Here is a 16,087-nt window from a genome sequence, read left to right on the forward strand (position 1 = left end):
CCTACCACCCCCACCGATCTCTCCGAGAAGATCGACTGTACCGAAATCCACCCTTTCGGGTGACGACCGGTCAGGTCGGGATGGGCTTCACGTACCCGCCCCAGCGCTGGAACTCGGTGAACCCGACTCGTTCGTAGACCCCGAGAGCACGGTGGGTGTTGTCCTGGTCGACGTTGAGCGAGGCCCGCTGGAAACCCCGGGCCTTGGCCTGGACGAGCGTGTGCCCGAGCAGCGCGCCCGCGATACCGCGTCCGCGAAGGCTCGCGTCGGTCGCGACGTGACTGACGTACAGGTCCTTCACTCCCGTGGCGGCCTCGTCGGAGGCGAAGAACGCGCTCAGCACCATCGCGACCACCCTGTCCCGCTCAGGGCTCAGCAGCAGGAACGACAGGTCCGGCTGGAAGTCCTTCGCGCCGACGACCAGATGCCGCCACGCTCGCGGGGACTGCTCCGTGCTCCCCCAGTGGTCCGCGAAGGTCTCGTTGCGGGACCGCAGGGTGAGGGCCTCGTACTTGTCCTCGTACGTGACGAGCGGGAACTCTTCGGGTAGCGGCTTGACCGGCGGGATCGAGCCCAGGTCGGCGCGCATGTCGACGAACCATCGGACGTGCTGGTACCCGGCGCCCGCGAGGACGTCGACGAGCCATCGCTGCTCGGCGCCGGCCGCGGCGTGGAGTTCCAGCGGCACGTCCGGGTGGGACGTCGCGTGGAGCTTCTTTCCCGCCTCCTCGAACCAGCCGGTGAGGCGCGCGGCGATCGCCGCGTCGCGGTACGCGGGGTGGACAAGCGTCTCGACCCGCATCATGTGCACCGGATCCGCCGCGTCACGTTTCCGGAGCAGACCGTAGGCGACCAGGGTGTCGCCATCCCAGGCGCTGGTGGACGCCGTCGGCAGGTCGACGGTCGGCGTACCGATCTCTTCGGCGAGATCCTCCGCGCTGTAGTGCTCGTCGATCGGCTCGACGCGCTCCGCCTCGGCGAAGGTCTCGGCCAGTCGCGGCATGTCGTCCAAGGTCAGCGGGCGCCAGGTCAGGCTCATGCGGACGAGGCTAAGCCCGCGCCTCGGGATGACGCACTCCATTTAGTTACGCTTCCGTGGTGCTCGTGCTCCTGCCCCCTTCCGAAACCAAGGCCACCGGCGGCACCGGCGCGCCACTGGACCTCGGCGCCCTGTCGTTCCCGGAACTGAATCCGACCCGGGCGAAGCTGGCCGACGCGCTGGCCGAACTGGCGGGCGACGTCCCGGCCAGTGTCGCCGCGCTCGGGATCACGCCGCGGCAGGCCGACGAGGTCACCCGCAACGCCGAGCTGTGGACCTCGCCCACGATGCCCGCGCTGCGCCGTTACACCGGTGTCCTCTACGACGCGCTCGACGTGAAGTCCTTCACCAAGGCGACGCTGGCGAAGGCCGAGAAGCGCCTCGCCGTCGCTTCGGCGCTGTTCGGGGTGGTCGCGGCGACCGACCCGATCCCCGCGTACCGGCTTTCCGGCGGGAACGCGCTGCCGTCGCTCGGCACCGTCCGCAGCGTGTGGAAACCGGTCCTCGAACCGGTGCTCCAGGGTATCGAGGGGCTCGTCGTCGACCTGCGTTCCGGAACCTACTCGGCGCTGGCGAAGCTCCGCCCGGACGCGGTGACGGTGCGCGTCGTGACCGAGGACGCGAAGGGCAACCGGACCACGGTGAGCCATTTCAACAAGGCCTACAAGGGACGGCTGGCCGCGGAACTGGTGAAGTCCCGCAGCGAACCGTCCACTGTGGAACAGCTGATGCGGGTGCTGTCGAAGGCGGGCCTCGACGTCGAACGCACCGGGGAGCACAGTGTGGAGCTGCTCACCGGGGACGCGGTGCATTAGTTCCGTACCCCTACGGGCTCCTTCCTCGGTTGTTCCGCCAGGCGCAGATGCGGAAAGTGATTTCCAGCCACCTGGAAAGGAACCACCGTGAACAGAAGACAACGGCTACTGGGGATCGCCACCGCCACCCTCGGTTGCCTCTCGGTCCTCCTGCCCGCGCCCGCGGCCGCCGCGAACCTGCCCGCCGTCACCCCGACGGATCAGGCGGTCGTCCCCGGTGGACTGCACACCAACTCCATCGGCGGCACCCCCGCCTCGGTCCGGGACTACCCGTTCATCATCGCGGGCCTGCGCGAAGGCGGGACGCGGCCGCAGGGCCAGACGTGCACCGGGTCGGTCGTCGCGCCGCGCAAGATCCTGATCGCCGCGCACTGCAAGGACGCGGCGGGTGAGAAGTCCTTCCTCTACGGGCTGGACGACCTCAACGCCGGCGGCGGAACGCGGATCGGCGTCGTCAGCTATGAGAAGCACCCGAAGTACGTCAACTTCGACCAGGGTTACGACGTCGCGGTGGTCACCACCGACGCCGACATCCCGGTGCCGGGTGGCCAGTACGCGAAGGTCGCGACCTCGGCCGACACGGAGCTGCACAAGCCGGGCAAGTCCGGGCTCGGGCTCGGTTACGGCAAAAAGGACCACAACGACGACACCCGCAACGTCGAACTGCACAAGTTCACCCTGCCGATCGTCCAGGGCAGCAACTGCAACGGCGTCGGCGCGGGCTTCAAAGACGCGACGATGATCTGCAGCGGTTACAGCGACGGCCGCGTCACCATCCTGCCGGGCGACAGCGGCGGGCCGCTGATCGTGGACGGCAAGGTCGTCGGTGTCGCTTCCTGGAGCCGCAACGACTTCAAGTGGTACAGCGTTTACGGCAGGCTCAACAACGACATGGGCGACTGGGTCAAGCAGCAGATCGGCGAGCCGCAGAACCCGGAGAAGTTCTCGCTCGGGGTGACGCCGTCCGCGCTCAAGGTCGAGCCGGGCAAGTACGTGTCGGCCACGGTGACCAGCAAGCCCGGCAAGAACGGCGCGGAGAAGGTCGACCTCAGCGCTTCGGGACTTCCCGAGGGCGCGACGGCCACGTTCCAGCCCACGTCGATAACCTCGGGTGAGTCGGCGAAGGTGAGCATCGAGGTGCCCGCCGGGACGGCCGAAAAGGACTACGCCGTCACGATCTCGGGCAAGGGCACCACCGACACCGCGACCACGAACCTGACGCTGACCGTCGGCAACGGCGGGCCCCAGCCCGGTGAGCTCAAGGTCGGCCTGAGCCCCACCAGCGGGACCTCGCAGCCCGGTTTCTTCAGCAACGTCACGGTTTCCGCCACCGGTGGCACGGGCGCGATCACGTTGTCCGCGTCCGGGCAGGGGCTGCCGTTCGCACCGTTCTTCAACCCGAAGACGATCTCGAGCGGGGGCAGTTCGACCATGCAGGTGGTCGCGCCGTTCCAGCGTGGCACGTACCCGGTGACCGTCACCGCGACGGATTCGGCGGGCAAGACCTCCACGGCGACCTACACCCTGACCGTGCAGTAATCCAACCCGCGTGAAGGCCTCCTTCCCTCGGCTGAGCCGAGGGAAGGGGGCCTTCACGCGCTTGCCAGCACCGCCATGGCGGCATTGTGCCCGGGGATGCCGGAGACACCGCCGCCCCGCACGGCCCCGGCACCGCAGAGCAGCACTTGGTCATGCGCGGTTTCGACACCCCAAAGTCCCACCTGAGCGGCATCGGCGGCGTACGGCCACGACAGATCGCGGTGGAAGATGTGTCCCGCGGGCAGCCCCAGTTCGGCTTCGAGGTCCAGCGGCGTCTTCGCCTCGACGCACAACCTGCCGTCCGGCGAACGCAGCACGCAGTCCTCGATCGGCTCGGCCAGCACACTGTCCAAAGAGGACAATGTGGCCCGTAGTGCCTCGTCGCGCGCGGCGTCGTTGCGCCCTTCGAAGAGCCGCGCGGGCATGTGCAGCCCGAACAACGTCAGCGTCTGCACCCCGGCGGCCTGTTCGGCCGGGCCGAGGATCGACGGGTCGGTCAGCGAATGGCAGTAGATCTCGCACGGCGGCAGCGACGGGATCCGGCCAGCGGCGGCGTCGGCGTAGGCCGTCGCCAGCTGCTCGTAACCCTCGTTGACATGGAACGTGCCGCCGAACGCCTCACGCGGGTCGACGCCCGAATCCCGCAGCCGAGGCAGCCGTGACAGCACCATGTTCACCTTGAGCTGCGCGCCTTCGGGCGTCTCCGGCGGCTCCTCCCCCAGCAACCGCGCGAGCGTCCGCGGCGCGACGTTCGACAGCACGTGCCCGCCGCGCACGGTGAATTCGTCGTCGCCGAGCCGGTAACGCACCGAGCCACCTGGGTCGATCGACAGCACTTCGGCGCCGGTCAGCAGCCGTGCCCCGGCGGACGACGCGGCCGACGCGAGCGCCCCGGTCACCGCGCCCATCCCACCCACCGGCACGTCCCAATCGCCGGTCTCGTTGCCGATCACGTGGTAGAGCAGGCACAGGTTCTGCCCGAAGTCGCCGGCGCCGGCGAAGGTGCCGATCAGCGCGTCGGTCAGGACGACGCCGCGAACGGTGTCGTCGCCGAACATCCCGGTGAGCGTTTCCGAGATCGGCCGTTCGAACAGCGCGTCCCATGCCTCCGGCTCGATACCCGAGCGCAGTTCGTCCCTGGACACCAACGGTTCGGTCAGGGTGGGGAACGTCCGTTCCGCGACCTGGGTCGTCATCGCGTAGAACCGCCGCCACGCCTCGAAGTCCTTTGTGGACCCGGTGAGCGCGGAGAAAGACGCCGCCGTACGACCGTCGTCGCCCGTGTCGACAAGGAGACCACCGTCGCCGACAGGTGTGTACGACGACATCCGCCGCCGCCGGAGATCGAGCCCGAGCCCGAGGTCCGCGATGATCTTGCGCGGCAGCAGGCTCACCAGATACGAGTACCGCGACAGCCGGACGTCGACGCCGGGGAAGGCCCGGAAGGAGACCGCCGCCCCGCCGACCTCGTCCCGGCGTTCCAGCACCAGCACCGAACGGCCGGCCCTGGCCAGGTAGGCCGCCGCCACCAGGCCGTTGTGCCCGCCACCGACGATCACGGCGTCGAACGACTCCATGCAAGCCTCCCAGCGAAAACGACAGTGCGCCGCGGTCATCGTGACCGCGGCGCACCGCCGTTCGCAAGGACTCAGAAGGTGATGGAGAAGCCTTCGACCGTCCCGCTGTCGAACCGGTAGACGTCACGGACCCGCAGTTTCCAGGTCCCGTTCGCCGGTTCGGAGGAGGCGTTCACCGTGTACGACGTGTGCACGCCGGTCGCCTCGCTCATCCCTCCCGCCTGCTTGAGGCCGAACACCGCACCGCTCGGCCCGATCAGGTCTATCGCCAGGTCACCGGTGTAGGTGTGCGCGATGTCGACCTTGACCGGCAGCGTCGCCGACGCCTTGCCGTCGCAGCCGTCCTGCGTCACCGAACTGGTCACCGCGTCACCCGCGTCCGGAATGGACACCGGTGTCGTATTGGATTTGACCCCGCACGTCGGCGTGGGGCCACCTCCGCCGATGAACGACACGTTCACCAGCTTGTTCGCCGTACCACTCGGCAATCCCTTGAGCACGCCGTCCGAGGCGTTGTTCACCAGCGCGTCCCGCGTCTGCTGCGCGGTGGCACCGGGGTTCGCCGCCAGGTACATCGCCGCCGCGCCCACCACGTGCGGCGTGGCCATCGACGTGCCGTTGTTGACCGCCGTGCCACCGTTCGAAGTGGACAGCGACGTGATGTTGCTGCCAGGGGCGAAGATGTCCACGCACGAACTGTGGTTGGAGAACGAGGATTTGTTGTCGCTCTGGTCCGAGGCGCCGACCGTGATCGCCTCGGGGACCCGAGCGGGACTGACGTTGCAGGCGTTCTGGTTCTCGTTGCCCGCCGCCACCACGTAGACGAAGCCAGCCGCGATGGATTTCTTGATGACGTCGTCGCCGACCCCGGCCTGGTCCATCCGGAGGCTCAGGTTCGCCACCGCCGGTTTGGTGCCGTTCGCGGTGATCCATTCGGCCGCGTCGATGATGCCGGAGTCGGGCCCGTTGCCCGAACAGTCGTTGCCCAGCACCTTCAGCCCGACGAGCTTGACCTTCTTCGCCACGCCGTAGGTCTTGCTGCCGATGGTGCCCGCGGTGTGACTACCGTGCCCGTTGCAGTCCTTCCCGTTGCCGCCGAAGAAGTCCTTGCCGACGGACGCGCGTCCCTCGTACTCCGGGTTCTCCGGGTTGATCCCGGTGTCGAGGTCGTACGCGGTGACGCCCTCGCCCGTGTTCGGGTAGGTGAAACTCTTGTCCAGTGGCAGGTTCTTCTGGTCGACCCGGTCGATGCCCCAGGTGGGGTTGGTCTGCGTGCCGACGGCACGCGCGGTGCCGTCCTGGTAGACCGCCTTGACCGCCGGGTCGGCCGCGAGCCTGCGGGCCTGCCGCTCGGACATCCCCTTCACCGAGAAACCGCGCAGCACGTTCTTGTACGCCGACCGCACCTCGCCGCCGTAGCGGCCGGTCAGCGCGGCCGAGGACTGTTCGACCGCCATCGTGCCGACATCGTGGAGCTCCACGATGTACTGCTCGCCGTAGTGCTGCCTCGCCTGCACGACAACGCCTTCCGCCTCCGCGGCGAGGGCGTTGCCCGCGGCGAGCGCGGCCAGCGCGGTTGCCGCGACGGCCACCACACCGGCTCGCACGCCGCGGCGCATCAGAGACCCGCCACGTTCAGCAGCTTGTTGGTCGAACCGGTGCCCGGGCTCTTGACGACGCCGCTGGTGGCGGCGTTGGCGAGGCCGGAGGCGACGGCGGCGGGGGTGGCCGACGGGTTCGAGGTCAGGTAGATCGCGGCCGCGCCGGCGACGTGCGGCGTCGCCATCGAGGTACCGCTCATCTGCTGGGTGCCGCCACCGTTGCGCAGGGACGTGATGCTGGTGCCCGGCGCGAAGATGTCGGTGCAGCTGCCGTAGTTCGAGAACGAGGACCGGCGGTCGTCGCTCTGGGTGGCATTGACGGTGATGGCCTCACGGACGCGGGCCGGGCTGGTGGAGCAGGCGTCCGTGTTGGAATTGCCGGAGGCCACCGTGTTCGTGATGCCCGCGGACACGGCGCGGCGCACGGCGGCGTCCACACCGGAGTCGGCCGGGCCACCGAGGCTCATGGTGAGCACCGACGGGCCCTTGGCGTTCTTCACGACCCAGTCGATCCCGCTGATGATCTGCGAGTACTGGCCACTGCCCTGGCAGTTCAGCACGCGGACCGCGACGATCTTGGCGCCCTTGGCGACGCCGTAGGTGGCGCTGCCGACCGTTCCGGCGACGTGCGTGCCGTGGCCCTGGCAGTCGCGGGCGTCGCTGTCGTTGTCGATGAAGTCGTACCCGCTCGTCGCGCGGCCGCCGAATTCGGTCTGGCGGTAGTCGACACCGGTGTCGAGGACGTAGACCGTCGCCCCGGATCCGTTGTTCGGGTAGGTGTACTTCTTGTCCAGCGGCAGGTTCTTCTGGTCGATCCGGTCGAGGCCCCAGGTCGGGTTGGTCTGGGTGCCGGTCATATGCGCGACCGCGTCCTGCTGGACGAAGTCGACGTTCGGGTCGGCGGCGAGCCGTTTGGCCTGCGCCTCGGTCATCTTCACCGAGAAGCCGTTCAACGCGGCGGTGTAGGTCGCCTTCACCTGGCCGCCGTACTTGGCCGCGAGGCCGGCGTCGCCGCTCTTCAGCGACACGATGTACCCATCCGTGACGGCTCCCGGCACACCGGCGCCGCGGATCTGTCCCTCGGCGGCCGTGGCCGATCCGGCGAAGGCCAGCGAGGCCGTCACACAGGCCCCGGCGAGTACCGCACCCGCGATCCGGTGACGTCGAAGTTCTCCACGCATTTCCTGAGCTCCGTTCACTCGAACAGGTGGTTCGCGCCGGCAGAAGTCCGGGCCGGCGCCGTGACGTGCAGTCACGCTGCACTCACTTTCGGGTGGCGGGACCTGCGCGAACAAGCGAGGCAACGGTCCGTAGGGCTACGTATCTAATAGGGAAACCCGCCGTCCCTACGAAAGTTCCGTGACGGTCCGAGTGGGTTCCGTGATCACTAAGCAGGCGCTTAAGCTGCGTTCACTCGAACGGTGTGGTTCGTGAAGCGGGGGTGACCCGGCATGGTGATCGGTGACTGCCGACGCAGGACGAGTTCGCCGGTGCTCGTCGGCCGTGAGACGGAACTGAGCGAGCTTCTCGACGGCGCGATGCGCTCGCCGTCGGTGCTCATGCTCGAAGGTGAAGCGGGCGTGGGCAAGACCCGGCTCGCCATCGAACTGCTGGCGCGTCCGGAACTGGCCGGACGGCCGGTGCTCACCGGAATCTGCCAGCCAATGCGCGAGCCCTTCCCGTATGGCGTGATCTTCGACGCGCTGAAGGACGTCCGCCCCGCGCGCGACCTCAACCCGGTGACCGGTGTACTCGCGCCCTATCTGCCGGAACTCGCGGGCTTCCTGCCCCAGCCGCCGCCGAGGCTCGGTGATCCGCGAGCCGATCGGCACCGGCTTTTCCGCGCCGTCCGGGAACTGCTCGGTTCACTGGGCCCGCACGTCCTGCTCATCGAAGACCTGCACTGGGCGGACGACGGTTCCCGGCGGCTGCTGCGGTTCCTGATGACCGAACCGCCCACGGGCCTGACCCTCGTGCTCACGTACCGGCGCGAAGAGACGCCCGGCGGCATCCCGCTCGGCAGTGCCTACCGGCCGGCTCCCGGCACCGCGCACGCGCTCGTCGCCCTTCGCCCGCTGGACCGCGACGGCGTCCAGTCGCTGGTGTCGGCCCTGCTCGGCGAAGCGAACGTCTCGGCCGAGTTCGCCGCGCGGCTGCACGAGCGGACCGCCGGGATCCCGTTCGTGGTCGAGGAGATCGTGCACGCGATCGGCGACACCGAGGCCGCGGTCCACGCCGACGGCGCGACCGCGCGGCGTCTGCTCGACGCGGTCGAGGTCCCGGCGTTGCTGAGAGAGGCGACGGTCGAACGCCTCGTGGCGCTGCCGTCGGCCGCCCGGCGGATCACCGAGGCCGCCGCCGTCCTCGGCACACCGTCCACTTCGGACCTGCTGACCGCCGCGGCCGCGCTCACCCCCGAACGAGCCCGCCGCGCGCTCGTCCTCGCGCTCGAACGCAACGTCCTGGTGGAGATCGGTGAAGGCACCTACGACTTCCGGCACGCGTTCGCCAGGCAAGCCGTCTACCGCACCATCCCCGGCCCTGACCGCCAGGAGCTGCACCGGCGGGCCGCGCGGCTGCTGCGCGACCGGCTCCCGCAGTCGCTGGTGCGGCTCGCCGAACACTGCCGCAAGGCCGGCGACCGGGCCGGAGCGCTGAAGTACGGCGAAGCGGCCGCCGATCAGGCGTCGACGGTCGGTGATCTGGCCACCGCGACCGATCTGCTCCGCACCCTGCTCGACGAACCCGGCCTGCAACCGTCCGATGTGGACAGACTGGCGGTCAAGTTCAGTTCGGTGGCGTGCAACGGCCTCGCGCAGACCGAAGTCGTCCCGGCGCTGGAGCGGCTGCTCACCGACGGCAGGCTGTCCGGACGGCTGAGCGGCGAGGTCCGGCTGGGGCTCGGACTCCTGCTGGTGCGCCAGGCCGGCGGGCTGGAGGCGGCGAGGACCGAGATCGAGATCGCCGTCAACGACCTCGCCGACCGGCCCGACCTGGCCGGACGCGGGATGGGCGTCCTCGCCCAGCCATGGGTCGGCGCGACCCCGCTGCGGGAGCACCGGCGCTGGATGGACCGGGTGGACGAGCTCATCGAGCGGGCCACGGACCGGCGGCTGAAGATCATCCTGCTGGCCAACAACACGGCGTCGCGGCTGCACATCGGGGACGCGCGCGGCTGGGACATGCTGGACCGGGCGCCCACCAGCGTCGGGTCCGCCGACGAACAGCGGCATCTGGCGCGGCTGCACTGCAACAGCGCCGACGCCTGCGCCTGGACCGGCCACCACCGGCGGGCGAAGAGCCTGCTGCGCAGCGGGATGCAGCTGGCAGCCGACTGCGGGGCGCCGTACGTGGTCAGCACCGCCCGCGCGACGGCCGTCCACACCGACTGGCTCACCGGGAACTGGGACGGCCTCGCCGAACGGGCGGGCGCGCTGATCGACGAGTACCGCGACCTCCTGCCGGTGACCAGCGAACTGTGCCTGGTGCTCGGCCTGCTCGCCGCCGCCCGCGGCGAATGGGACGAGGCCGCCGCCCGGTTCGCCGGCACCGCGGCGGACCAGCCGGAGAACGCGTTCACGCCGGTCGCGATCGCCGCGCACGCCGGGATGGCGGGCATGCTGCTCGCGCAGGATCTCGGCGAGGCCGCCGTCGCCCAGGCCGAAAAGGGACTGGAACTCTTGCGTGCCAAGGGTGTCTGGGCCTGGGGCGCCGATCTGCTGATGGCCGCTGTCGACGCGTACTGCGCCACCGGGCGGGACGCCGAGGCGCAGGCGCTGACCGACGAGTTCGAACGCGAGATCGGCGACCTCGACGCGCCGTCGACCCGTGCCGCGCTGGCCGCGAACCGCGGGCTCGTCGCGGCGTCCCGGGGCGACCACGCGGTGGCGATCGAGGCCTTCGAGCAGGCACGGACCCGGTTCGAAGCCCTCCCCGCGCCGTACCACGCGGCGCTGATCGCCGAACGGGCCGCGCGATGCCGCCTGGCCTGCGACGAGGACGTCGCCGAAACGTTCGCGGCACTCGCCGAGACCTTCGACCACCTCGGCGCCACCCGGGACGCCGCCCGCTGCCGCCACGCCTTCCGGTCCACCGGCGCGGTCGCCCCCTCACGCCGCGGCCGCCGGGGTTACGGCGACGAACTGTCCCCACGCGAGCGCGACGTCGCCCGCCTGCTCGCCGCCGGGCACACCAACCGGGAGATCGCCGAAGTGCTGTTCCTGTCCCGGCGCACGGTGGAACAGCACGTCGCGAGCGTGTTGCGCAAGCTGAAGGTGCGGTCGCGGAGCGAGCTGGCCGGGCTGCGGTCGGCGTAGGACGTCGTAGCGATCAACTCACCGCCGAAGCGCCCGATAGCGCTTGAGCAGGGCGGTGATCCGCGAGGGGTCAGCGGAGCCGTTCAGCTCGGCGAGCAAGTCGTCGGGGCACAGCTCGTAGTGGTCGCCCCACCACCGCCGCGCCTTGGTGTCCCAGATCCGGTACCCGCCGGGCACGCCCCTCGCCACATACCGCCGCTTCGCCAACCAGCCCTCCCCGGATCGCCGTCCGCCACCAGGATCGCACCGGACGGCAACCGGGTATCGAGACTCTCGAAATTATTGAGAGGTAAGGCAAACGTGGCGTGCCTCGGGCGAGACGAACGAGGCCCTCACTACCAGGAGAACGCGTACGCAGAAGCGGACGCCGGTCCCGCGCCACAACACGTTCGACCTACCCCTCAATAAATCGGTTGCGCGCGCCTGAGTGCGTCCGTGATGATCGTGCTCGATCCGGCAGGGAGCCGGTGGATGCGACCGGGAGGTGCCTCGTGCTGATGACTGTCCGGGGCCTTGGCCGCCCCCATCCACTCGCCCCTCGCGGCTGAGCCACGACGCTCGCCCGGTGGGGCATCCCTGACTAGGAGAACCCACCAGTGCGCAAGCACGATCTCGAAGAAGAAACCTACGACCGTCCGAGCCGCACCCGTCGTCGCCGTTTCGACGACGAACCCGAACCCGCCCGCGGCGGACGGCTCACCGAAGCCGAACGCGTCCGGCTCGCCCGGCTGCGTGAAGACGCCTACACCGAAACCGCCATCCCCGACGGCGCGGACCGTTGGAGCACCTGGGGAGAAGCGGAGCAGGGGCCGCTTCCGCGACCCGATTGGGTGATCACCGAACTGGCCGCGGTGGACACCGAACTCGGCATCCTCAAAACCGGCAAGGAGGCGGACGTCCACCTCGTCCGGCGCAACCTGCCGGGCACCGAGGGCACCGTGCTCGCGGCCAAGCGGTATCGCAGTGGCGAGCACCGGTTGTTCCATCGCGACGCCGGCTACCTCGAAGGCAGGCGGATGCGGCGGTCGCGGGAGATGCGGGCCATGGAGTCGCGCAGCAGCTTCGGCCGCAACCTCATCGCCGAACAGTGGGCGGTGGCCGAATTCGGCGCGCTGAGCAAGCTGTGGGCGGTCGGTGCGCCGGTGCCGTACCCGGTGCAGCGCGACGGCACCGAGCTGCTGCTGGAATTCCTCGGCGACGGCGGGACGGCGGCGCCGCGCCTGGCGCAGGTCCGGCCGGAGCCGGAACAGTTGCGGGAACTGTGGTTCCAGACGGCGGCGATGCTGGAACTGCTGGCGTCGCAGGGGCTCGCGCACGGCGACCTCTCGGCGTACAACCTGCTGGTCCACCGGGACCGGATCATGGTGATCGACCTGCCGCAGGTGGTCGACATCGTGGCCAATCCCGGCGGGCTCGAGTTCCTCGCGCGGGACGTGCGCAACATCGCCACGTGGTTCCACTCGCGGGGGCTGCCGGAGCAGCTCACGGCCGTCCCGGAGCTGATCGAGGAACTGCGGGAGATCGCCGGTCTCCGCTGACCGTCCACAGTGTCTTGAAAGGGTCGTTCCCGACACAGCACGTCAGGAACGACCCTTTCAAGACACGCCGGGAGAAGCCGTCGTGGAGACCCTGCCCACAATCGGTCCCTCCAATTGGGAGGCCGGATAACGGTCCGGTACAGTAGTGCTAGACCGCAACCGGCGGCGTGGATGAGTGGTGTCCGTCGCCTCCAAAGCCAACCGAATGGCTCGCGGTATCCGTATCAACCAATTGGCGCGCGGTGTCATGCAGACGCGGTGTGCCGGGTTCGTCCCTGTGAACGCCCATCTGTGCACACCATCTTGCCTGCCTGCGTGCGGGCAGCCCCGGGCCTCCTTGCGACGTGCCACGTCCGAGAGGCATTTGTGACAGTCACGTTCAACTCCGGCCACTCTTCACCGTCGGCCCGGCAGCACCGCAAGCCGCGCACCCGCCCCGCGGGTGACTCGATGCTGCACAACGACGCCGTCGAGAGTGTCCAGGCCACCACCTGGGCGGAGCTCGGGCTTCCCGAGCCGCTGCTGCGGGCACTGGCCGACGCCGGTATCACCACCCCGTTCCCGATCCAGTCGGCGACCATCCCCGACGCGCTCGCCGGCCGCGACGTGCTGGGCCGCGCCCAGACCGGTTCCGGCAAGACCCTGGCCTTCGGCCTCGCGATGCTGACCCGGCTCAACGGCGGCCGCGCCCGTCCGAAGCACCCGCGTGCGCTGATCCTGGTCCCGACCCGCGAGCTGGCCATGCAGGTCGCCGACTCGCTGACCCCGCTGGCCAAGTCCCTCGGCCTGTGGTGCCGCACCGCCGTCGGCGGCATGGCCTTCACCCGTCAGGCCGACGCGCTTTCCCGCGGCGTCGACCTGCTGATCGCCACCCCCGGCCGGCTGTCGGACCACGTCCGGCAGGGCACCGCGTCGCTGTCGGACTGCAGCTTCATCGCGCTCGACGAAGCCGACCAGATGGCCGACATGGGCTTCATGCCGCAGGTCCGCGAGATCCTCGACCTGACCCCGCGTGACGGCCAGCGCCTGCTGTTCTCCGCCACCCTCGACGGTGACGTCGACCGCCTGGTCCGCGCGTATCTGACCAACCCGGTCACGCACTCGGTCGCCCCGTCGACCGCCAGCGTCACCACCATGGATCACCACGTGCTCCAGGTGTCGCACCAGGACAAGCAGGACATCATCACCGAGATCGGCGCCCGCGAGGGCCGCACGATCATGTTCGTCCGCACCAAGCACCACGTGGACCGCCTCACCGAGCGCCTGCGCGAGAAGGGCGTCCACGCGGCCGCACTGCACGGCGGCAAGACCCAGGGCCAGCGCAACCGGGTCCTCGCGGACTTCAAGGAAGGCTTCGCCCCGGTCCTCGTCGCCACGGACGTCGCCGCGCGCGGTATCCACGTCGACGACATCTCGCTGGTGCTGCACGTCGACCCGGCCGCCGACCACAAGGACTACCTGCACCGCGCCGGCCGCACCGCGCGCGCCGGGGCGTCCGGTGTCGTGGTCACGCTGGTCACCCACGACCAGCGCCGCATGGTGCGCCGGATGACCGACCGCGCCGGTGTCCGCGCCGAGCAGACCACGGTCCGCCCCGGCGACGCCGAGCTCATCCGCATCACCGGTGCGCAGCAGCCCAGCGGCGAGCCGGTCATCGAGCGTCGTCGTGAATCCCCGCGTCGTGGCGGTGGCCGCGGCTACGGTGGCGGCGACCGCGGCGGTTACCAGGGCTCCCGCGAGGGTCACGGTCACCGCGAAGGCGGCCGTCCCGGCGGTGGCGGCTTCCGCGGCCGCCCGCGTCGTGGCGAGTCCGGTGGCGGCAGCGGCCGTCCGCAGCGTCCGGGCACCGGTCGCCCGCGTCGCAGCTACGACAGCTGAGCGAAGCCGGTTGATCCGGCTTCAAGCTTGAGATGAAGGGGCCTTTCATAGCAAATTTTGCTATGAAAGGCCCCTTCATTGCGTTCGCTGTGGGGACCACCACGCCCAGCGCCGAACGGCGGATGGGAGACTGCGGGACGTGACTTCTCCCGGCCCCGCTCACCAGAACCTCCCGCCCGACCAGGTCTTCGACTGGCTCGACGTGGAGGCGGAGAAGCGGGCCGAGGCCGGGCTGGTGCGCAAGTTGCGCATCCGGCAGGCGCAGGAACCGGAGCTGGACCTCGCGGGCAACGACTACCTCGGGCTCGCCAGGGACAAACGCGTCGCCGGTGCGGCCGCGGCGGCCGCGCTGCGCTGGGGCGCCGGCGCGACGGGCTCCCGGCTTGTCTCCGGCACCACCGAGGTCCACGCCGAACTCGAGCAGGACCTCGCCCGCTTCTGCGGCGCGCAGGCGGCGCTGGTCTTCTCGTCGGGCTTCACCGCGAACCTCGGCGCCGTCACGGCCCTGTCCGGCGCGGATTCCGCGATCGTGACGGACAAGTACATCCACGCCTCGCTGATCGAAGGCTGCCGCCTGTCCCGCTCGGACATCGCCGCCGTCGCGCACAGCGACCCGAACGCCTTCAAACACGCGCTGGCGACCCGCCGCAAACCGCGCGCGCTCGTCGTCACCGATTCCGTCTTCTCCGTCGACGGTGACATCGCCCCGCTGGAGCAGCTCGCCGGTGTTTGCCGGGAGCACGGCGCTTCGCTGCTCATCGACGACGCGCACGGTTTCGGCGTCCTCGGCGAGGGCGGCCGCGGGGCCGTCCACGCGGCGGGGCTCTCCGGCGCGCCGGACGTCGTCACCACCATCACGCTGTCGAAATCCCTTGGGGCACAAGGCGGAGCGGTGCTCGGGCCGCGTCGCGTGATCAAGCATCTGGTGGACACGGCGCGCAGTTTCATCTTCGACACCGGCCTCGCGCCCGCCAGCGCCGCCGCCGCGCTGGCCGCGCTCAACGCGTTGAAGGCCGAGCCGGAGCTGGCCACGAAGGTGACCGAAGCCGCCGGAAACCTTGCGATGCAACTGAAATCGGCGGGTTTCCGGGTCAGCCTCCCGGACGCCGCGGTGATCTCGGTGCAGGCGCCGTCACCGGAATCGGCCGTCGCCTGGGCGGCCGCGTGCGCCGATCAGGGGGTGCGGGTCGGCTGCTTCCGCCCGCCGTCCGTGCCCGACGGCATCTCCCGCCTGCGCCTGACCGCGCGGGCCGACCTCACCGAGGCCGATGTGGACCGCGCGGTCGGGGTGATCACAGCCGCTGCGCCTCCCGGCGCCACATCGTGAGGTGCGGGATCCCGTCTTCCAGGAACTCGTCGCCTTCGACGACGAAGCCGTACTTGGCGTAGAAGTCCTTCGCGTAGGTCTGCGCGTCGAGGACGCATGGCGCTTCCCCGATCCCCGCGAGCGCGGTCTCCATCAGCCGTCCCGCGAGTCCCTTGCCGCGTGAGCGGACCGCCGTGCACACCCGGCCGATGCGGAAGGTTCCGCCGGCGTCCTGCAACACGCGCAGATACGAGTCGACGGCGACCGAACCGCCGATCCAGAGGTGCCGGGTGCCGGGCAGGAGGTCGCGTCCGTCGATCTCGTGATAGGCGCAGTCCTGCTCGACGACGAACACGTCCACGCGCAGGCGGAGGATGCCGTGCAGCTGTGCGGCCGTGATCTCGTCACCGGCGACGGACAGCGGGAACGACGTGGTCTCGGTGATCGGGGTGTCGGTACTCACGCCCACTTGTTAGCA

Annotated in this window: 12 protein-coding genes; 6 read left to right on the top strand and 6 right to left on the bottom strand. The window is 70.0% G+C overall.

Features of this window, described 5'->3' with window-relative positions; all coding sequences use genetic code 11:
- Positions 1-70 precede the first annotated feature (70 nt).
- A complete protein-coding gene (locus tag DL991_RS23155) occupies positions 71-1,039 on the bottom strand; it encodes a GNAT family N-acetyltransferase (protein ID WP_125786440.1) in 969 nt (322 codons plus the stop codon).
- Positions 1,040-1,098: 59 nt separating this feature from the next.
- Between DL991_RS23155 and yaaA the strand changes: the two genes are divergently transcribed.
- Together yaaA and DL991_RS23165 are read left to right on the top strand one after the other, a co-directional pair.
- Positions 1,099-1,854 (top strand): peroxide stress protein YaaA, encoded by a 756-nt coding sequence (gene yaaA, locus DL991_RS23160; protein WP_125786441.1) that lies wholly within the window; start codon positions 1,099-1,101, stop codon positions 1,852-1,854.
- A gap of 87 nt (positions 1,855-1,941) precedes the next feature.
- On the top strand, positions 1,942-3,393 hold the full coding sequence (locus tag DL991_RS23165) for a trypsin-like serine protease (RefSeq protein ID WP_125786442.1): 1,452 nt from the start codon (positions 1,942-1,944) through the stop codon (positions 3,391-3,393).
- 53 nt (positions 3,394-3,446) lie between these two features.
- Here DL991_RS23165 and DL991_RS23170 read toward each other — a convergent pair whose 3' ends face one another.
- The 3 genes from DL991_RS23170 to DL991_RS23180 all read right to left on the bottom strand — a co-directional run bounded on the left by DL991_RS23170 (position 3,447) and on the right by DL991_RS23180 (position 7,752).
- Entirely contained in the window at positions 3,447-4,970 is a 1,524-nt protein-coding gene (locus DL991_RS23170) for an NAD(P)/FAD-dependent oxidoreductase (RefSeq protein ID WP_125786443.1), read from the bottom strand.
- A 71-nt stretch (positions 4,971-5,041) separates the two neighbouring features.
- Positions 5,042-6,589: a S8 family serine peptidase gene (locus DL991_RS23175; protein WP_125786444.1), complete on the bottom strand. Its 1,548-nt coding sequence runs from the start codon at positions 6,587-6,589 to the stop codon at positions 5,042-5,044.
- A complete protein-coding gene (locus tag DL991_RS23180; protein WP_125786445.1) occupies positions 6,589-7,752 on the bottom strand; it encodes a S8 family peptidase in 1,164 nt (387 codons plus the stop codon). The genes DL991_RS23175 and DL991_RS23180 overlap by 1 nt, the downstream gene beginning before the upstream one ends.
- Before the next feature lie 309 nt (positions 7,753-8,061).
- Between DL991_RS23180 and DL991_RS23185 the strand changes: the two genes are divergently transcribed.
- On the top strand, positions 8,062-10,887 hold the full coding sequence (locus tag DL991_RS23185) for an AAA family ATPase (protein WP_125786927.1): 2,826 nt from the start codon (positions 8,062-8,064) through the stop codon (positions 10,885-10,887).
- Positions 10,888-10,905: 18 nt separating this feature from the next.
- Here DL991_RS23185 and DL991_RS23190 read toward each other — a convergent pair whose 3' ends face one another.
- Entirely contained in the window at positions 10,906-11,094 is a 189-nt protein-coding gene (locus DL991_RS23190; protein ID WP_199746422.1) for a hypothetical protein, read from the bottom strand.
- Between the two features lie 389 nt (positions 11,095-11,483).
- On the opposite strand from DL991_RS23190, the gene DL991_RS23195 reads away from it, so the two are divergent.
- The 3 genes from DL991_RS23195 (at position 11,484) to DL991_RS23205 (ending at position 15,630) form a co-directional block, all read left to right on the top strand.
- Entirely contained in the window at positions 11,484-12,425 is a 942-nt protein-coding gene (locus DL991_RS23195; protein WP_125786446.1) for a serine protein kinase RIO, read from the top strand.
- A 366-nt stretch (positions 12,426-12,791) separates the two neighbouring features.
- Positions 12,792-14,303, top strand: coding sequence for a DEAD/DEAH box helicase (locus DL991_RS23200; protein ID WP_125786447.1), 1,512 nt, complete (start codon positions 12,792-12,794; stop codon positions 14,301-14,303).
- 139 nt (positions 14,304-14,442) lie between these two features.
- Positions 14,443-15,630, top strand: a complete 1,188-nt coding sequence (locus tag DL991_RS23205; protein ID WP_125786448.1) for an 8-amino-7-oxononanoate synthase — start codon at positions 14,443-14,445, stop codon at positions 15,628-15,630.
- On the opposite strand, the gene DL991_RS23210 is transcribed toward DL991_RS23205, so the two are convergent.
- Positions 15,596-16,078 (bottom strand): GNAT family N-acetyltransferase, encoded by a 483-nt coding sequence (locus DL991_RS23210; RefSeq protein WP_125786449.1) that lies wholly within the window; start codon positions 16,076-16,078, stop codon positions 15,596-15,598. The genes DL991_RS23205 and DL991_RS23210 overlap by 35 nt on opposite strands.
- Positions 16,079-16,087 lie beyond the last annotated feature (9 nt).

This window comes from Amycolatopsis sp. WAC 01375 (assembly GCF_003947325.1).
Classification (GTDB): Bacteria; Actinomycetota; Actinomycetes; order Mycobacteriales; family Pseudonocardiaceae; genus Amycolatopsis.